At 49.6% G+C, this 16308-nt stretch carries 14 protein-coding genes; 13 read left to right on the top strand and 1 reads right to left on the bottom strand.

Annotation, left to right across the window (positions count from 1 at the left end; genetic code table 11):
* Positions 1-23: 23 nt before the first annotated feature.
* A complete protein-coding gene (locus tag GC165_12855; GenBank protein ID MBI1333755.1) occupies positions 24-920 on the top strand; it encodes a hypothetical protein in 897 nt (298 codons plus the stop codon).
* Positions 921-1142: 222 nt separating this feature from the next.
* Here the strand turns inward: GC165_12855 and GC165_12850 are convergent, their stop codons facing one another.
* On the bottom strand, positions 1143-1367 hold the full coding sequence (locus tag GC165_12850; GenBank protein ID MBI1333754.1) for a helix-turn-helix domain-containing protein: 225 nt from the start codon (positions 1365-1367) through the stop codon (positions 1143-1145).
* A gap of 38 nt (positions 1368-1405) precedes the next feature.
* Between GC165_12850 and GC165_12845 the strand changes: the two genes are divergently transcribed.
* The 12 genes from GC165_12845 (at position 1406) to GC165_12790 (ending at position 16100) form a co-directional block, all read left to right on the top strand.
* Entirely contained in the window at positions 1406-1789 is a 384-nt protein-coding gene (locus tag GC165_12845; protein MBI1333753.1) for a zinc-ribbon domain-containing protein, read from the top strand.
* Between the two features lie 168 nt (positions 1790-1957).
* Positions 1958-3532: an N-6 DNA methylase gene (locus tag GC165_12840; protein ID MBI1333752.1), complete on the top strand. Its 1575-nt coding sequence runs from the start codon at positions 1958-1960 to the stop codon at positions 3530-3532.
* Positions 3519-4196 (top strand): DUF86 domain-containing protein, encoded by a 678-nt coding sequence (locus GC165_12835; GenBank protein MBI1333751.1) that lies wholly within the window; start codon positions 3519-3521, stop codon positions 4194-4196. Before GC165_12840 ends, GC165_12835 begins: the two co-directional genes overlap by 14 nt.
* 696 nt (positions 4197-4892) lie before the next feature.
* Positions 4893-5558: a hypothetical protein gene (locus GC165_12830; GenBank protein ID MBI1333750.1), complete on the top strand. Its 666-nt coding sequence runs from the start codon at positions 4893-4895 to the stop codon at positions 5556-5558.
* Entirely contained in the window at positions 5559-6848 is a 1290-nt protein-coding gene (locus GC165_12825) for a hypothetical protein (GenBank protein MBI1333749.1), read from the top strand.
* The gene (locus tag GC165_12820; protein ID MBI1333748.1) at positions 6845-7663 is read left to right on the top strand and encodes a hypothetical protein; all 819 of its coding nucleotides are present in this window, start codon (positions 6845-6847) and stop codon (positions 7661-7663) included. Before GC165_12825 ends, GC165_12820 begins: the two co-directional genes overlap by 4 nt.
* A gap of 61 nt (positions 7664-7724) precedes the next feature.
* Positions 7725-8144: a hypothetical protein gene (locus GC165_12815; protein ID MBI1333747.1), complete on the top strand. Its 420-nt coding sequence runs from the start codon at positions 7725-7727 to the stop codon at positions 8142-8144.
* Positions 8141-9022: an ImmA/IrrE family metallo-endopeptidase gene (locus tag GC165_12810; protein MBI1333746.1), complete on the top strand. Its 882-nt coding sequence runs from the start codon at positions 8141-8143 to the stop codon at positions 9020-9022. Before GC165_12815 ends, GC165_12810 begins: the two co-directional genes overlap by 4 nt.
* Complete coding sequence (locus tag GC165_12805) at positions 9015-9866, top strand: DUF4357 domain-containing protein (protein MBI1333745.1); 852 nt, start codon at positions 9015-9017, stop codon at positions 9864-9866. The genes GC165_12810 and GC165_12805 overlap by 8 nt, the downstream gene beginning before the upstream one ends.
* Entirely contained in the window at positions 9863-11959 is a 2097-nt protein-coding gene (locus GC165_12800; protein ID MBI1333744.1) for a RecQ family ATP-dependent DNA helicase, read from the top strand. The genes GC165_12805 and GC165_12800 overlap by 4 nt, the downstream gene beginning before the upstream one ends.
* A complete protein-coding gene (locus GC165_12795) occupies positions 11952-13148 on the top strand; it encodes a hypothetical protein (protein ID MBI1333743.1) in 1197 nt (398 codons plus the stop codon). Before GC165_12800 ends, GC165_12795 begins: the two co-directional genes overlap by 8 nt.
* A gap of 87 nt (positions 13149-13235) precedes the next feature.
* Positions 13236-16100, top strand: a complete 2865-nt coding sequence (locus GC165_12790) for an HsdR family type I site-specific deoxyribonuclease (GenBank protein MBI1333742.1) — start codon at positions 13236-13238, stop codon at positions 16098-16100.
* Positions 16101-16308: the final 208 nt, after the last annotated feature.

Here is a 16308-nt window from a genome sequence, read left to right as displayed (position 1 = left end):
GATCGGAATCGTAAAATGCATCAATGGACGGGTACGACAAGATCAGGGGCAGTTTAGGAGAACTGCAGCCGAAGCTGACTTACGAGGAGTATCAATTCTTGTTCAATCAAGGTTATCTACTTGATAGTTCAGATCTTGAGGATATGGTGGAATTGACAGAGCTAATATCCTCTGCGAGGGCGACGTTTACACGGCCATTTGCATCGCCCAAGTTTGCTCAAGGCTCAAACTCCGAAGTTCGAGATCGAGCGATTGCTTTGCTGGCTTGCAACATGGCATCGAAGGACGATGATGTAATTGCGATGCGACGAGAAATTGAAACATTTCCCATCACCGCAGATCAAGCGAAATCATGGTTTGAGAACATTGGATTGAAGTCGGATATAGATCCTTATCTTCAAGAACAAGAAAGCGGCTCACTCGCAGTCAAATATATCGACTGGCAAGACGTTTTGATTTTGGAATACAAAATTCCCAACGCTCTAGCTGACGGAATATCTCAACTGGCATCACGGCTCATGGCACGCTACCAATTCACGTGGCACTACGAGGTGGTAGCGTGGATCATCGGTGACGAGATTCCAACAGTTCACTCTTGTACTTTCCAACTAATACCACGATCAAAATATGCTTGCCTCGGCCGAATATCCATGACACTTGACCCTACCATGACCCCCAAGCAAGTGGCACAGTGCTTTGCGTCAGCCAAGAAGAAATTCTTCAATGGGCGACATCGAAATGTTTCTGAGCGCAACTTGGCCACGTTTGCATTTCACGTGTCAGAGGGACAATTTCTTCCACCGAAAGATGCCATCAAAAAACTGCGTGAAAGTGGTGGGCCAAGCTTTAATTCGACGAGCTCATATGGTCGAGCCGTACGCTATACGTTGGAAAGATTGACCCGATTTGAGCAAACTTAGCCAGCCACTGCGATTCTGCGGAACCGAGGTGCAACTATTTGGAGGATTCATCGACTTTGGTCTTCGGCTCAATGGATGCAAGCAGAACGAAGAAGTCCACTACATTTTGTTGGTCTGGTGTTAACTTGATAGAAGGCCTTTGATCATCCGAGCTACGCTTAGGATGATTCGAAAGGCATTCTTCACGCTCAATATTGTCCACGTCGACAAAGTTACCGTAAATTAGCCTTCGAAGACAGCAAGTCTTATAAGGTCGGCAGGCGACTTTTGCAAGACCTCAGCAATTCTTATCAGCTCGATAACGGATATGGCTCGTTCACCTCTTTCGATCTTTCCAATAGTCATCGGATGAAGGCCCAGAAGCTCGGATAATTGACGCTGGGAGACTCGACTTTCCTCTCGAATTTTTGCTATGCCAAGCCGGAGGCGATTCTCTTCCTCGGTCAAAGGTTGCTTTCGATGCTGCCCTGCCACTGACTACAAGAATGAATATTGGGATGATCACATATCGTGATCATTTTAGATACAATGAGAGTGTAATGCTGATGGTTTGCAGTTCGTGCGGAAGCCAAATCTCTGAAGCCGCGGTCAAATGTCCCAAGTGTGGACATCCGAATCAAGTCCATGAGTCTCGAAATCGACTTCGTAGTGGACTCACAATGTTTGGACTTGGAATTCTCATGTGCGGTGCAGCAATATTTTTGCTAATCGCTGATTCGAATTCTCGCGGCATGTCGATTTACCCGGAGCGTCTCTTCCCGACTTCCGCCAATGTTGGGCCCATGCAGCTACTCTTCACCCCGGGACTACTTTTGATTCTGTTCGGCCTTGGCCGCACCCTAGTAAGTCTGGCAAAAAGATCTCACTAGCTGTGTCAACTTCTTTTATCACTTTCAGCGACCGTTATCTCTTAATTTTTCTTTGGCCAAGTGTAGAATATCCGCGGTCGTGCAGGGAAGCTTGTATTCGTCCGAGCTCTCCCGAAACGCAATTGGCTCGCCCGACCGTAGAGACTAAAAACCATGGCGCAGGCAAACATGAAAGAGCATTTAACCGTCCCCCAAATGGAGCAATGGCTTTGGGACGCTGCGTGCGCTATACGAGGCGGCACCGACGCGCCAAAGTTCAAAGATTTCATTTTGCCCCTGGTCTTCTACAAGAGACTCAGCGATGTTTTCGACGACGAGTTCCAAGAGCAACGAGAGATCTGGGGAGAAGAAGAAGCGTACAAAGTAGTTGAGGAAGACCATTCCGATGCCCTGAAATCGGGCCGAGCTCCACTCGTTCGCTTTTACATTCCCTCTCACTGCACTTGGAGGCATCTTCGTAATCATGCAGCCGATGGAACGCTTGGCCAGTTTGTGACCGATTGCATGCGCGAGGTCGCTCGTCTCAATGCTCCTCTTGATGGCGTGTTGAACGTGGTTGACTACGCCGCCACACAAGCCGGCCATCGAATTCTGGACGATCACCGCCTCGAGGCTCTCATTGAAGTTCTGAGTCGCCATGCGATCGGACTCGATGAGACGAGCCCAGATGTTCTTGGCCATGCGTACGAATATTTACTTAGAAAATTTGCGGAAGGTCAAGGGCAAAGCGCAGGCGAGTTCTTCACACCCATGGAAGTGGGCCACATGATGGGTTTGATCTTAGACCCTAAACCCCAGAGCACAATTTATGATCCAACGATGGGTTCGGCAGGTCTTCTGATCAAGGCGGTAGATGCTTATAAAGAAAAACATGGATCAAAGGGGCTCCCTCGGCTCAACGGCCAGGAACTTAATCCGACCACTTGGGCTATGGCCATGATGAACGCCATCCTCCACGGTTATGAGGGTCAACGGTTCCTTACAGGGGACACTTTCCGAAATCCGCGGCACTCGACGGCGGGCGGAGGCCTCATGCAGTTCGACCGGGTCATTGCTAATCCAATGTGGAATCAGAAGGGCTATCCAGAGGAGTTTTTCGAGAACGACTCGTACCAGCGGTTTAAGCTCGGATATCCGCCAAGTAGCAGTGCGGACTGGGCATGGGCTCAGCACATGGTGGCGAGCTTAAACGACACAGGTATTGCGGCCATGGTTATCGATACTGGAGCGGCCTCTCGAGGCTCTGGTGGTGATAGCAACAATAAAGAAAAGACTGTTCGAGCTGCTTTCATCGAGAAGGATCTGATTGAAGCGGTCATCCTTCTGCCAGAGAACCTGTTTTACAACACCACGGCTGCTGGTCTGGTGATGGTCTTCCGGAGAGGCAAACCAGAAACAAGAAGGAACCAGGTTCTGGTGATCAACGCCAGCACGCTGTTCGTGAAGGGGCGTCCGAAAAACATCTTCACTGACGAGGGCGTATCGGCGGTAGCCGAGGTCTACCATGCGTGGGAAGAGCGGGAGAAGTTTAGTCGCATTCTCTCTAGCGAAGAAATTTGTGGCAATGACTACAACTTATCTCCATCGGCCTACATCCAAGTCGGCGATAAGGCTACGCATCGAGACCTGGCCGACATTCTCGTCGATCTAGGAGAAGCTCGTCTAGCACGAGAAAATGCGGATCGGGAACTTGAATCTATTCTGAATAAGTTGGGACTCGGAGGACTTCATGCTGCTGAGTGACCTCCAAAAATTGATGCCCACCGCCAATAGTCTTCCTCATCTAGCCGGGATTTACGACGGTCTCGCTGAGGCGATTGAGTATTCACGAGCAGGAAAAGACCATTTCTTAACTTCTCGTGAAAACCAAGCTGCGATTATGTACCGTCTGCTTTGCGCTGGTGAATCTGCCAAACAATTCTGCGACGAGAATCTGACGGCAAAGCGTCCTCGTGGAACAAGAAGGATTGAACAAGCTAATCCTGATGTTTCAAAGGTCGGACTGACTGAAGCCGATTGGGAGCAACTCTTCGAAATTCGCGACCACCTCGCTCATGAACTTCAGACTCTAGACAAGGAGCGAGTTTGGTCCCTGGTGGAAAAGAAGAGCATTATCTATCGTGATTCAGTGTTCGAAGCCTTAAAGCATTGTTCTTCCGGATGGCTCTCCTCGCCACCTAACTCAACTGGCCAAGGCGACTCGGTCGCAAGAGCCAAACGGGACTTGAACGATGATTTCATGACACAAGTTCGCAATATCATGTCCCAGTTCAATACGCCCGCGAGCTTCATTGCCGACCGGGCAGTTGATTCTATGTTTTCAGAAATTCGTCAGCAAATCAGAGATGTTTCTCGAGCATATTTGGATCAGATCAACGAGGACATCCGGAGAAGCTGCAAGCAATGAATTTAGTTGAGATTAGTGAGAAATGTAGCGACCACTCGAAACCGACAGGTCGCCGACAAATCCAAGCTAACGAAGTTGAGTTTATTGGGCAACGATTCGAGTCAGTCGAAGATGCAATGCGCTGCTTGGGTTTTTGTGAAGCAAATATGGTTCAGATTGGAGAACATTCTCTCTTGCTCATCTCTGCATCGCTCATCAAGGTTGCTCCAATCTCTGTGAAATGGTTTGGGCAGGTTCCCAAAGTTGTGTTCGACTTTGGGCGAATCGTCGGTGAGATCAATGGATCTGAATTAAGTGTAGGCAAACTCGGACGTCTGATCCGAATGGCAAAAATAGCAAGAAGATCGTCCTTTCGCAGGTGCCCCCAGTGTCGAAGATTAACGCCTCCCGAGTATCGAATAGTTAAGCAGTGTCACACGTGCTTTGAGAAATCAGGAGGAGCTTTTTGAATAGCCTCCTCAGAAACGTCTACAGCATGGAGTTCATGAGAAAGTATTCTCTCTTGACTAATGCAATTGAGGATTACCAAATTGGAAAGACCGTTACCTTGCTCCCTAAGAGTTGTCCGGACCTTACTTGTCGAAAGGTCGTCATGGTAATTAAATCCCTACAATTTCCATATTGGAGATGCGACCTCGTTCCTCCAAATACGAGGAATGATTTGTTCTTGCTAGTTGGCTTTCAAAGGTAAGAAATATGAACAATCCCGAAAAACTTGATTATTCCGAAGACCTGAGGGTTTTTGTAATTACATCTGGATCAAACGATGATCAAATGCACTTCGAAAAGACTGGATGGCCCCGTGCTCCCGTAGGTACGACTTATCTGGATAATATTCGACAAGCTGCTGCAGAAGTTATTGAGTCTGACGTCGAAAGTCGAATTTTTTATGAGCAGTCAGATACCGCCGTCATCAAGATGATGACGGTCAATGATTTGACCAGAGATATCACGGCATACAGATTAGAAAGACATACGATAAAGGTTAACTGGGCAAAAGCTATTCCGACTGTTGCGAAAGCTGCTGCAGCTGTCGGATCCTTTTCCCTCGGTTGGCTCGGCTTCCTTGGCGTGGCAATTTTTCTCTATAATTTTCTCAAAGAAAGCGGCGTTAAATTAACTAATGCTGAAGCAGCAGTTTTCACTGCCGTTTATACACATCGGAATGAGCACAAGCTTTTGCCAGAAAGTGACCTTGCTGAGAAAGTGCAAATAGTCGCTAAAGATTCTCGCGTACTTCCGCCAACAGGTCCCCAGATCAATGAAGCATTGAATACCCTTATTGATCTTGGAATTCTAAAGCTTGACGATGGAAACATCATTCTTTTGGATGAATGGGTGATTCATGGAAGTTGGCGATAAGTGAAGCACGAACCACAGGATCGAGGCAATGCTCTCACGTATGTCAGATTCGGCGACTTAGCCCTGTCGTACGCCAATGGCGGGACCCCGCCGAGTTCAAAACCTGAATGCTGGAATGGAGATATTGGTTTCATCTCGACGGCCTGGATTGCAGAGGACCAAATCGAAGTCTCATCATCACCAAGAACAATCACAAAACTTGGTGTTGAGAGTTGCTCAACGAGAGTCGTCGAACCAAACGCACTTCTGGTAGGCACAAGAGTTGGGGTTGGAAAGGCTGCGGTGAATCGTATTCCGATAGCAATAAGCCAAGACATTACTGCGGTCCGACTTAAGCCGACCATTGACCCGATTTTTGCAGCCTTCGCATTGAAGATTGAGTCAGCTCAGGCGCACTTTCGTGGCCGGATGCGCGGAGCAACCATCCAAGGGGTATCGCGTGGTGACCTTCAGGATCTGTTAATCCCTCTTCATTCCGAGGAGTTCCAACGTGGGATCGTCTCAACACTCGAAGCCATCCAGATCGCGCGACTGTCGCGGCTGAAGGAGATTGAGTTGGAGCGAGAGCGGAAGGCCGCCCTCATGGCTCACCTTTTCACCTACGGCACCCAAAATGAACCCCGCCGCGATACCTCCATCGGCCCCTTGCCCGAAAGTTGGGAAGTATCTGAGATTGGCGAGTTAGCACCAGGAAAGGGAGGCATTCAGACGGGCCCATTCGGAAGTCAGTTGCACACTTATGACTACGTGGAAGTTGGAATTCCTGTGGTTAACCCGACACACATGGGGTTTAACACGATCTTTGAAGATAAGTTGCCAAAGGTTACACCTGAAAAGGCTCAAGAGCTGGCTCGACATGCACTTCAAGAGGGAGATATTTTGATCGCACGTCGAGGAGACTTTGGAAAGTTTTGTATGGCCACTGAAAGGCACAAGGATTGGCTTTGCGGAACGGGCTGTTTCCGAATCCGAGTCAAGAAAGAGCTTGTCAGGCCCAGGTTCTTAGCCTTGTGGATATCAACCGAGTTTTGCCAGGTCCACCTGGCAAAAAACGCAATCGGAGTCACGATGCCTAACCTTAACCAGAACGTTATTGGTACGACTCCGGTAGGGTTGCCTCCAGCCGACGAGCAAGACGATATATGCGATGCAGTATACGGAACGGAGCGCAAACTAAAAGCTCTCGAGGCCGAAGCAAACCTCTTCGAAGAACTCTTTCGTGCCATGCTCGAAGAGCTGATGTCAGGCCGCCTATCCGTCTCCCCGCTTTTTGGTGAGGTGGTGGTATGAGTGCATTCGGCATTTTCGAATGGCGCGATACCCGTTACCCTGCCTTGTTGTCCAGTGCAGATTACATTTTCGACCTTTGGAATCAGACTCAAGGTCTCAGGTTCTCAGCGGTAGAACCGCCAGTTGCTGAAGTCGTCTTTGAGTCCTGTGCTGACCTGTTCCTGACACAGCTAGCAGGATTTGTCGCAAAGCACGGACGTGACCTACAAGTCCTTTTAGTTATGGCTCATGGTGATCGAGAAGGGTTGATGCAGACGGTCGCAGCGGAGCAGCACGTTACCTACTTAGAGCTTTGGGAAACCATTTCTGAAACCTGTCAGCGGCTTTGGCAGTGCCCCGGCCCGGCGATTGTAAATCCTGTTGTTGCCGAGGGAAGAACTTTTAACGCAGTTGCGGAAGATATCGGCAATGGAGCCGGGCATGGCCTTATCGTCCTGTTTGGGGCATGTCATGCGATGGGGAGTGGAGAATCGTGGATAAGTACGCCCGAGTGGATAGGTCCCGTTGTTGGCTATTCTGATGAACCGAACAAGAGAATAGTCGAAAAGCTTTTCGTAGGCTTAAGCCTGAACCACGTAGAGAACTTTCAGGTGGCAGTCGGTGCATTTAGGAGTGCATGGGCGGGAGGAGAATCAGGATTGTCTGTATTGGCGGATTCCTTGAATCGCGTTCTTGCGCTTGAGAAGCAGCTGTCGATTGATTCCGCTGATCCTCACGACGGCCATACTGATCCCCCTGAGGGAGAACTCCGGATATGGTACTCCGACTTGAAAGATCCTGTGGTCTTAAACCTTACAAGGAGGTCCACCCCTTGATTGGATGTGTTTTCTTTCGTTGCCTTCGAGCGGCATCAAGCTATTTTAAGGGTGAAGTCGATTGAGCAACGTGGGGCATGACGCCTACGGAAAGTCCGTGGTGCGCACTGCGGCAGCCCATGTTGGTGTTTCCTTCCAGGAATACGGAACGGGGCACCCGATCACGTCAAGAATGAACTGCTCGATCGATGCAGTTGTTGCGGGAAAAATCGCCGTCGAAATCGAGAGCCGGACGCCGAAGCAGGTTCGTGGTGCCGTCCTCGATGTTTTCTGGCACCCAGCTCCTCTTAAACTAATCATTCTATTGCCTGCCTATGTGGGTAACGCGAAGAACACCGTGGAAATGTGCGAGTGCCTTGCTGAGCGGCTTTATCCAAGTGTTCCGTTCCGATGTCTCGCACTCTCAGGCAAAGGCGACAACCATCAAATTGAAGCCGATACGGCTCTGGTCGCGAATGTCATAAAGGAGATGCTGGAATGACTATCATTGACCAAGTTTCATTGTTTGAGGAAGCGGAAGCTCGATCACTAATTGATCAGCTTCTTGACGATTCCAGGCTTTACACGACCACACAGTCGTATATGGAGCTTCTTAGTTTCACTTCGAAGCTAAAGAGCTTTGCACCATTTAATGCCATGTTGCTTCACATGCAAAAACCTGGACTGTCGTTTGCCGCATCGGCTTACGATTGGAAGTTTAAATTCGGTCGACATCCTAAACCCGGGGCTCGGCCGTTGATGATCCTCTGGCCATTTGGCCCGGTTGCCTTCGTGTACGATGTTCAAGATACTGAAGGCTCGGATCTACCGTCTGACGTAACGGCATTTTGGGCAAGAGGAGAAATTACTGCTGCCGAAATTGCGAAAATGTCGCTGAACCTTACACATAAGAGCATCAGAGTCGCGTTTTTTGACGGTGGAGACAATTCGGCTGGAAGTATTCAAGTCACCGGCCGAGAGGAAAAGCCAAAGCCACGTGGCTTTTACAGAATGATGGTTAACCGGAATCACGCGCCAGCGACGCAGCTTGTAACGATCGCACATGAATTGGGCCATTTATTCCTAGGACACCTGGGGAATGATTCAGAACTAAAGGTGCCAAACCGAACTGGCTTATCGCATGCGCAAATTGAACTTGAGGCGGAGTCGGTGGCTTATTTGGTCGCATCGCGAACCGGAATCGAGTCGAAATCGGAGAAATACCTTAGTAACTATGTGAAGGATCGAGAAATCGTCGGATCACTGGATTTGTACAATGTGGTGAGAGCAGCGGGACAAGTCGAAACAATTCTTGGACTGCATCGAGGAACATCATTCGGGCCAAAACCCACAAGGAGTAAGAAGATACAAAATGGCTAGGGGTTATTCAATTCGACTTTTTCTTCCGGATGGCGAGCCGGAAGGGTTGAAACTGATCGAAAAAACTAATTGGAGCGGTCTCGGGGTTGTGTGTCCGCGTTCACTGTTCGGTGCCAAGAGAAATCGCCCTGAGTTTGAGCGAACCGGCGTCTATTTGCTTGTTGGTGAGGGTGATGGGGTCGTGCCAGATCTTTACATAGGCGAAGCTGACGAAATTCGAACCCGCCTAAATTCGCATGGCAAGGAATCGAAGTTTGATTGGCAACAAGTGGTGTTCTTTGTTAGCAAAGATAACAATCTCAACAAGGCTCACGGAAGATATTTGGAATGGAGACTTATCGATCTGTCGACAAAAGCCAATCGAGCAAAACTTCACAATGGCAACGCAGGAAGCCAGCCGAGCCTGTCCGAGGCGGACATTGCCGAAGCTGAAGGTTTTCTGGATGAAATGCGACTTTGCTTCCCGCTGGTTGGACTTGACTACTTTGAAACGCCTCCTCCAATTAAGAAAGCCGTTTCTGGTTCTCTCCTCAAGATTGTTGCCAAAGGGCTGACCTCGCATGGCTACGAAGCAGGAAGCGAATTTGTTGTTAAGAAAGGTTCACAGGCTAGCCAGAAAGAAGCATCTTCATTTCCAAGTGGTCACAAGCAACGACGTCAATCCCTTGTCGACTCAAAGGTGCTGTTGGTCGAAGGGGATCATCTTGTCTTCGCGCAAGACTACGCTTTCTCTTCACCCTCAACCGCCGCTTCGGTGGTGTTGGGTCGTAATGCTAATGGCCGCACGGAATGGGTTGACGAGAAAGGCAGGACTTTGAAGTCCATCCAGGAGGCATCCGAATGAGCGCAAACCTACTAGAGCTGTTACGGGAGGGGCTCAAGAATGCAAACGCAAGTTTTCACTCGGGCCAGGAAGAAGCCATAAGGGCTGTGATTGAGCCACCGTATCGTGCACTTGTCGTTCAGGCAACAGGGTGGGGCAAAAGCATGGTTTATTTCATTGCAACGCGCGTTCTGAGAGACGCCGGTCGAGGTCCAACCCTTGTAGTCTCTCCATTGCTTTCCTTGATGCGGAACCAAGTCGTAGCAGCGCAGAATCTTGGCATCAGGGCAGAGCACTACACTAGCTCGAACCCCGAAAAGTGGGAATCGATCGAGCAAAAGCTACTTGCAAACGAGATTGACCTTCTCCTCATCAGTCCGGAACGGTTCGCCAATGAAGATTTTCAGCAATTTGTGGCTTCATCGAGCCTTGCAAAAGTTGGACTCTTGGTTATTGACGAGGCCCATTGTATCTCTGACTGGGGGCACGACTTCCGGCCAGACTATCAGCGACTTGGGCGGCTCATTCGCAATCTGCCTCCCACAACTTCCGTTCTGGCAACTACAGCCACTGCAAACGATCGAGTTGTCGAAGACGTTCTTCGACAAATTGGAAATTCGACTCCACTCATTCGAGGCTCCCTTGCACGGCGAAGCTTGAAAATACAGGTTATCAACGGCTTCAATGCGGCGGAAAGACTAGCCTGGTTGAGTGATCATCTTGATGACCTTGACGGAAGTGGCATAATTTACACCCTCACCAAGCGTGATGCGGATCGAGTAACAAAATGGCTTCAAGTGAGGGGGCATCGGGTCGAGGCATATCATGCAGATCTTGGCCCCGATCCGGAAGAGTCTAATAAGCTTCGAATCGAACGTGAGGCTATGTTGCTCAACAATGATGTTAAGGCACTCGTCTCGACTGTAGCTCTTGGAATGGGATTTGACAAGCCCGATTTGGGCTTTGTAGTTCACTACCAGAGCCCCGGCAACCTTGTCGCGTATTACCAGCAAATCGGGAGGGCGGGTCGCGCAATAGATTCTGCGACAGCGGTACTTTTCCTTGGACAAGAAGACGAGTCCATTCACGAATACTTCATAGAGCGGGCGGCCCCCTCGGCGGAAGAAATTGATCTAATCCTGACTACACTTGATGAATCTGAAAGCGGATTGAGCGTTCCCAATATCATGGCTGCAGTGGACTTAAGGAAGGGCGAAGTGGACAAGGTCCTCAAATGCCTGGTTATTCTCGAGCCGTCTCCTATTTTGAAGCTAGGGTCAACTTGGTCGAGAACCCCTCAGGCATTCACTTACGACAAAGAGCGTGATCGGCAACTCAAAGAAAGACGTGAGGAAGAGCGGGCAAGGTTCGTTGCTTTTGCTTCAAGCTCCGATTGCTTCATGGAGCAAGTCCGCTTTGAGCTCAATGACGAAACAGCCGAGCCATGTGGACAGTGTTCCAATTGTATCGGTGGAGAAGTCATTCCGACTGGCTATACGGATGCCTCACTGATCGAGGCTCAGCGGTTCCTAAATGAGTCCGAGTTCTTGTTTGAACCTAGGAAACGCTGGGAATCCGGAGCACTATCACAATATGGTTTCTCAGGCAACATCAAGCCAGAGTTTCGATGCGAACAAGGTTTATGCCTTTCATACTTCGGCGATCCAGGAATCGGAACCTGGACTAGAGAGGATAAGCATGCTGGCAAGTTTCGTGACGACCTCGTGATTGCGGCGATTGAAGGACTTGAAAGAACAGGTGTTGCGAGTCGAGTTGCGTGGATTACGTCGGTACCTTCACTAAGAAGCCCGACCGTCCCAGACTTCTCACAACGTTTAGCTGCTAAACTAGGTGTGCCGTATCTCCAAGCGGTTGAAAAAATCAAGGAGACACCTCCTCAGAAGAGTCAACGGAATTCACACCATCAATCCTCAAACTTGGATGGAGCTTTTGCTATCAGCGAGGTTCTTGAGGGTACTGTACTGTTGGTTGACGACATGGTTGATTCGCGCTGGACATTTACGATTGTGGGTGCTCTGCTTCGACAGGCTGGTGTCGAAGCAGTGATTCCATTCGCACTAACCTCGGCTACACATCGGGGAGACGATGAGTAGCCTGACCCCGTTCACGCAGTTAGTTATCCTTTTAACCGGCCGATGGGCTGTCAACGGCTCGAAGCCGCTGTCTAATGCTGAGTTGCTCGATCTTCGAAGAACTCTAAACTCTGCTCCAGGTGGTATCGAAGCACTCCTAGAAGGTCGGTTTGACCTTTCCCTCATTCCACTCGATCACCATCGACTCTCAGGCTTACTTAATCGTGGATTGGGAGTATTTCAGTCAGTAGATAAATGGCTGTCTGCTGGCATTTGGATAGTGTCCTGGGCAGATCCAGATTATCCATCTCGGTTCAAACAACTCAAACACCGAGCTCCAGCCCTACTTTTCGGCTATGGCAGTCCAAACGCTTTTAGCGAGCGTGCCTTGGCTATTGTCGGCTCTAGAAATGCTAGCGATGCGCGCCTGAATAGTGCCGCAGAAATTGGAAGAGCCTGTTCGGACAATCAAATCACAGTTGTTTCTGGTGGAGCCCGCGGTGTGGATTCCTATGCCATGTTAGCTGGCATTGTAGGAAGCGGAACCGTCGTAGGAGTGCTTGCTGATTCTTTACTCAAAGAATCCGGGAAAAAACCTTATCGAGATGCCATTCGAGAGGGCCGGATGTGCCTAATGTCTGAGGTTCATCCAGAGGCGAGATTTGACGTTGGTAATGCAATGGCACGAAACCGCCTTGCCTATGCCTGCGCTGACGCTGCATTGGTTGTTGAATGTGAACCGAAACGAGGAGGAACGTGGGCCGGAGCCTTAGAAGCCTTGAAAGAAGGAAAGACTGTTTACGTCCTCAAAGGTGCTCGAGCAGATCGGGAACTCGTAGAACGTGGAGCAATTAGGATAGACATGTCCTTTGCGCACCAGCCGCAGAAATTGATTCGTTCGGAACGGCCAATTGAAGACATTCCAGAAACTTCGCAAACTACGCTGACACTTCGGCGATTGTTAGGCAACCCATTGCGCCCGACTGAAGAAATCTTAACTGTTCTTCGAGATTGCCCAGAAGCATTTTTGAATGAATTAACGCAGGCCGCATTGTTGGACGGAATTGTTGATCCTCAGCCCTTGCAAAGTGAACTGGCGATATCTGTTCCTGAAAAGGCGAAAAAGTCACGAAAGAAGAAGCCGGAAGATGCCAGCCTGTTTGAATCGCCGGACCATAACACAGAAATTGGCGAGGCCAATAAAGGCTGATGTTAAGCGGTAGTCGCGAATTGCCCGAGCGCATTTTCTGCATTAAAATCAACGTGGTCAGCCACTCGGGTTTAGGATCATAACCAAATGAGTGAGCTCTCTGCCGTCCAAATGCCCCTGTGGAATTATGCCGACGAAGTTGGCTGGGAGAAGATCGGCCCCGAAGATGCGATCGCTCTGAGAGGCGACGTGTCCGGACTTTTCTTTACGGAGACTCTGATCGAGCGACTGATTGCTTTCAACGCGACCTTTATGACACGAGAGCTGGCTTTTGAGGTGTTACGAAGGTTACGGCTCGCACATCCAAGTATCCAGGGGAACAGAGAGCTGTTGCGTTGGATGCGCGGCGAAATGAGCATCTTCGTGCCCGCTGAGAGCCGAGAGCGAAACGTCCGGGTTATCGACTTCGAGAACGTTGCGACCAACCGATTCCATTCCACGATCGAATGGCGACATAAGGCGACGGTGTACACCAATCGCGCTGATGTGGTGTTCCTCATCAACGGCATCCCGGTTGCGATTGCAGAGGCAAAGAACGCCGGGAAGCCCGATGGTCTTGGCGAAGGAATTGAGCAGCTCAGAAGATATCATCGCGAAACGCCCGAGATGCTTGTCGCCCCTCAAGTGTTTGAAGTCACACAACTTCTCGATTTCTATTACGGTGCCACATGGGCGACAAGCCGGAAAAACGTCTTTAACTGGAAGGATGAGCAAGACGGCAACTTCGAGATCAAAGTTAAGGCATTCTTTGATCCGACTCGATTCCTCAGAGTATTGCGCGACTATATCGTCTTTCTCGAAAAGGACGACCAGGTCAGCAAGCTGATATTAAGACAACATCAAACTCGTGCAGTCGAGAAAGTCGTTGAGCGAGTACGCGAACCACACAAGCAACGCGGTTTGGTTTGGCACACGCAAGGGTCAGGGAAGACCCTCACGATGATCACGATCGCGGCTCGGTTGCTGCGTGAGACCGGAAAGGAGAAGCCGACCGTGATCATGTTGGTCGACCGGAACGAGCTTGAATCTCAGCTCTTTTCGAATGTGAGTGCTTATGGAATTGGGTCATTCCAAGTCACGCAAAGCAAGGATCACTTGCGACGTCTCTTGAAGGAGGACTTCCGCGGTCTGATCGTGACAATGATCCACAAGTTCGACGACATACCCGCGGACATCAACACTCGAGAAGCGATTATAGTATTGGCTGACGAAGCACATCGCTCAACAGGTGGAGATTTAGGAAACTATCTCTTCGCGGCTTTGCCTAATGCAACGTTAATAGGTTTCACTGGCACTCCCATTGATCGATTGAGTAGAGGGAAAGGCACATTCAAGATATTCGGTATCGATGACGAACGTGGATACCTGGATAAGTACAATATCGCCGAATCGATTAGAGACGGCACGACTCTTCCGCTCCACTATGCCCTTTCCCCTTCGGAACTCCTGGTTGATAGGGAAACTCTCGAAAAGCAGTTCCTTTCATTGACCGAGGCTGAGGGGGTGGCAGACGTCGAGGAGCTCAACGCTCTTCTCGATAAAGCTGTTGAGCTCAAGGAACTCATGAAGTCCCCTGAGCGCGTCGAGGCTGTCGCAGCCTATGTGGCTAACCACTTCACAACCAACGTTCAGCCAATGGGTTTCAAGGCGTTCTTGGTAGCCGTGGACCGCGAAGCATGTGCTTTCTACAAGAAGGCACTTGACAAGCATCTACCACCGGAGGCATCGGCTGTGGTCATGTCCGCCGGGCATAACGATCCGGAACATCTGAAGGAATTCCACCTTCTTGAAGATCAAGAGAAGGCAATCCGGAAGTCGTTCATCGCCAAGTCGGGTGATCCTCAGATTCTTATTGTTACTGAAAAACTGCTCACCGGGTTTGACGCTCCGATTCTGTACTGTCTTTACCTTGATAAGCCAATGCGTGATCACGTGCTGTTGCAGACGATTGCGAGAGTTAATCGGCCCTACGAAGATGCTGACGGTTTGGTTAAACCTCTAGGATTTGTTCTTGATTTCGTGGGCATCTTCGAGAAACTCGAACGCGCATTGTCGTTCGATTCTGATGTGGTCGCTTCGGTCATTCAGAACCTTGATGTTTTGAGGCAGAGGTTCGAGAAGTTAATGGATGAGGACGCTTCTGGCTATCTTGGCCACACCAAAGGTTGGACTGACAAAGATAAGGAACGAGCGATAGCAGCCTTCGAAGATAAAGAATCGAGGGTCCAATTTTTCGAGTTTTACAAGGAGCTGCAAACACTGTACGATATCCTCTCTCCCGACGCATTCCTCCGGCCATACATTGTCAGTTTCCAAGCTCTCACTGCACTTTACGCTTTGATTCGAGAAGCATATTCGCCGAGGATCTACGTTGATCGAGAATTGACCGACAAAACGAAACGCCTGGTCCGAGAAACGACATCACTGTATAAAATTGAAGAGCCAACCAAAGTTCATACGCTAGGGGCTGATCAGCTATTGGCCCTGCGACGGGGAGATACTTCCGACATATCGAAAGTATTGAATCTGAATAAGTTGATCGTTCAGGCAGCAGATCTAGATGGAGATAGCAAGCCCTTCCTCATTTCGATTGCTGAGCGTGCAGAGTCTGCCCGGCAAGCCCTTGAAGATCGTAAGATCACGACTCAGCAAGCCCTAGTCGAATTTGAGCAACTGGCCGAAGATTATGTCAGGGCTGATGAGGAACGACAAGAGCTCGGACTAACAGAAAACGCGTACGGCGTTTTTATAGTGGTGCGCCAATACACAGATGGCATAACTCCAGAACAGGCCAAGCAAATCGACGACGTTGTTGAACGACATCCTGAGTTTGGTTGGGACCTGGATCAGCAACGGAGCCTTCGCAACGAGCTTTACAAGTTAGTACGGCCATGGGTCGGATCAAAGATGGTCGAGCTGGTCAACAAGATCATGGGATTGGTGCGGTTGTGATTGTATCGATCAGCCTTACCTCTTCGTCTGGACTTAGCCAGATCGGCACCCGAAGATTCGCCGCGGATTCGTTATCATTAAATTCCAGCGCTTCTTCAAGCACCTCTTTGAGGAACACCTCGTTAACATGGGCAACGGCTGAGATCAATGTGGCTCGGTCGAACCATCTTTTAACTAGCATAACGAGAATATTCAAGCCTGATCGTCT

Source organism: Armatimonadota bacterium (assembly GCA_016125185.1).
GTDB lineage: Bacteria > Armatimonadota > Fimbriimonadia > Fimbriimonadales > Fimbriimonadaceae > Fimbriimonas.
The sequence above is the reverse complement of the archived record's forward strand: the minus strand, read 5'-3'. Positions and strand labels throughout refer to the sequence as shown.

Bases quoted from the DNA above. Each gene is read 5' to 3' on its own strand.
- GC165_12795 (MBI1333743.1), top strand. From the start codon at position 11,952: ATGAGTAGCCTGACCCCGTTCACGCAGTTAGTTATCCTTTTAACCGGC.
- GC165_12790 (MBI1333742.1), top strand. From the start codon at position 13,236: ATGAGTGAGCTCTCTGCCGTCCAAATGCCCCTGTGGAATTATGCCGAC.
- GC165_12830 (MBI1333750.1), top strand. From the start codon at position 4,893: ATGAACAATCCCGAAAAACTTGATTATTCCGAAGACCTGAGGGTTTTT.
- GC165_12845 (MBI1333753.1), top strand. From the start codon at position 1,406: ATGAATATTGGGATGATCACATATCGTGATCATTTTAGATACAATGAG.
- GC165_12820 (MBI1333748.1), top strand. From the start codon at position 6,845: ATGAGTGCATTCGGCATTTTCGAATGGCGCGATACCCGTTACCCTGCC.
- GC165_12855 (MBI1333755.1), top strand. From the start codon at position 24: ATGGACGGGTACGACAAGATCAGGGGCAGTTTAGGAGAACTGCAGCCG.
- GC165_12805 (MBI1333745.1), top strand. From the start codon at position 9,015: ATGGCTAGGGGTTATTCAATTCGACTTTTTCTTCCGGATGGCGAGCCG.
- GC165_12835 (MBI1333751.1), top strand. From the start codon at position 3,519: ATGCTGCTGAGTGACCTCCAAAAATTGATGCCCACCGCCAATAGTCTT.
- GC165_12840 (MBI1333752.1), top strand. From the start codon at position 1,958: ATGAAAGAGCATTTAACCGTCCCCCAAATGGAGCAATGGCTTTGGGAC.
- GC165_12810 (MBI1333746.1), top strand. From the start codon at position 8,141: ATGACTATCATTGACCAAGTTTCATTGTTTGAGGAAGCGGAAGCTCGA.
- GC165_12800 (MBI1333744.1), top strand. From the start codon at position 9,863: ATGAGCGCAAACCTACTAGAGCTGTTACGGGAGGGGCTCAAGAATGCA.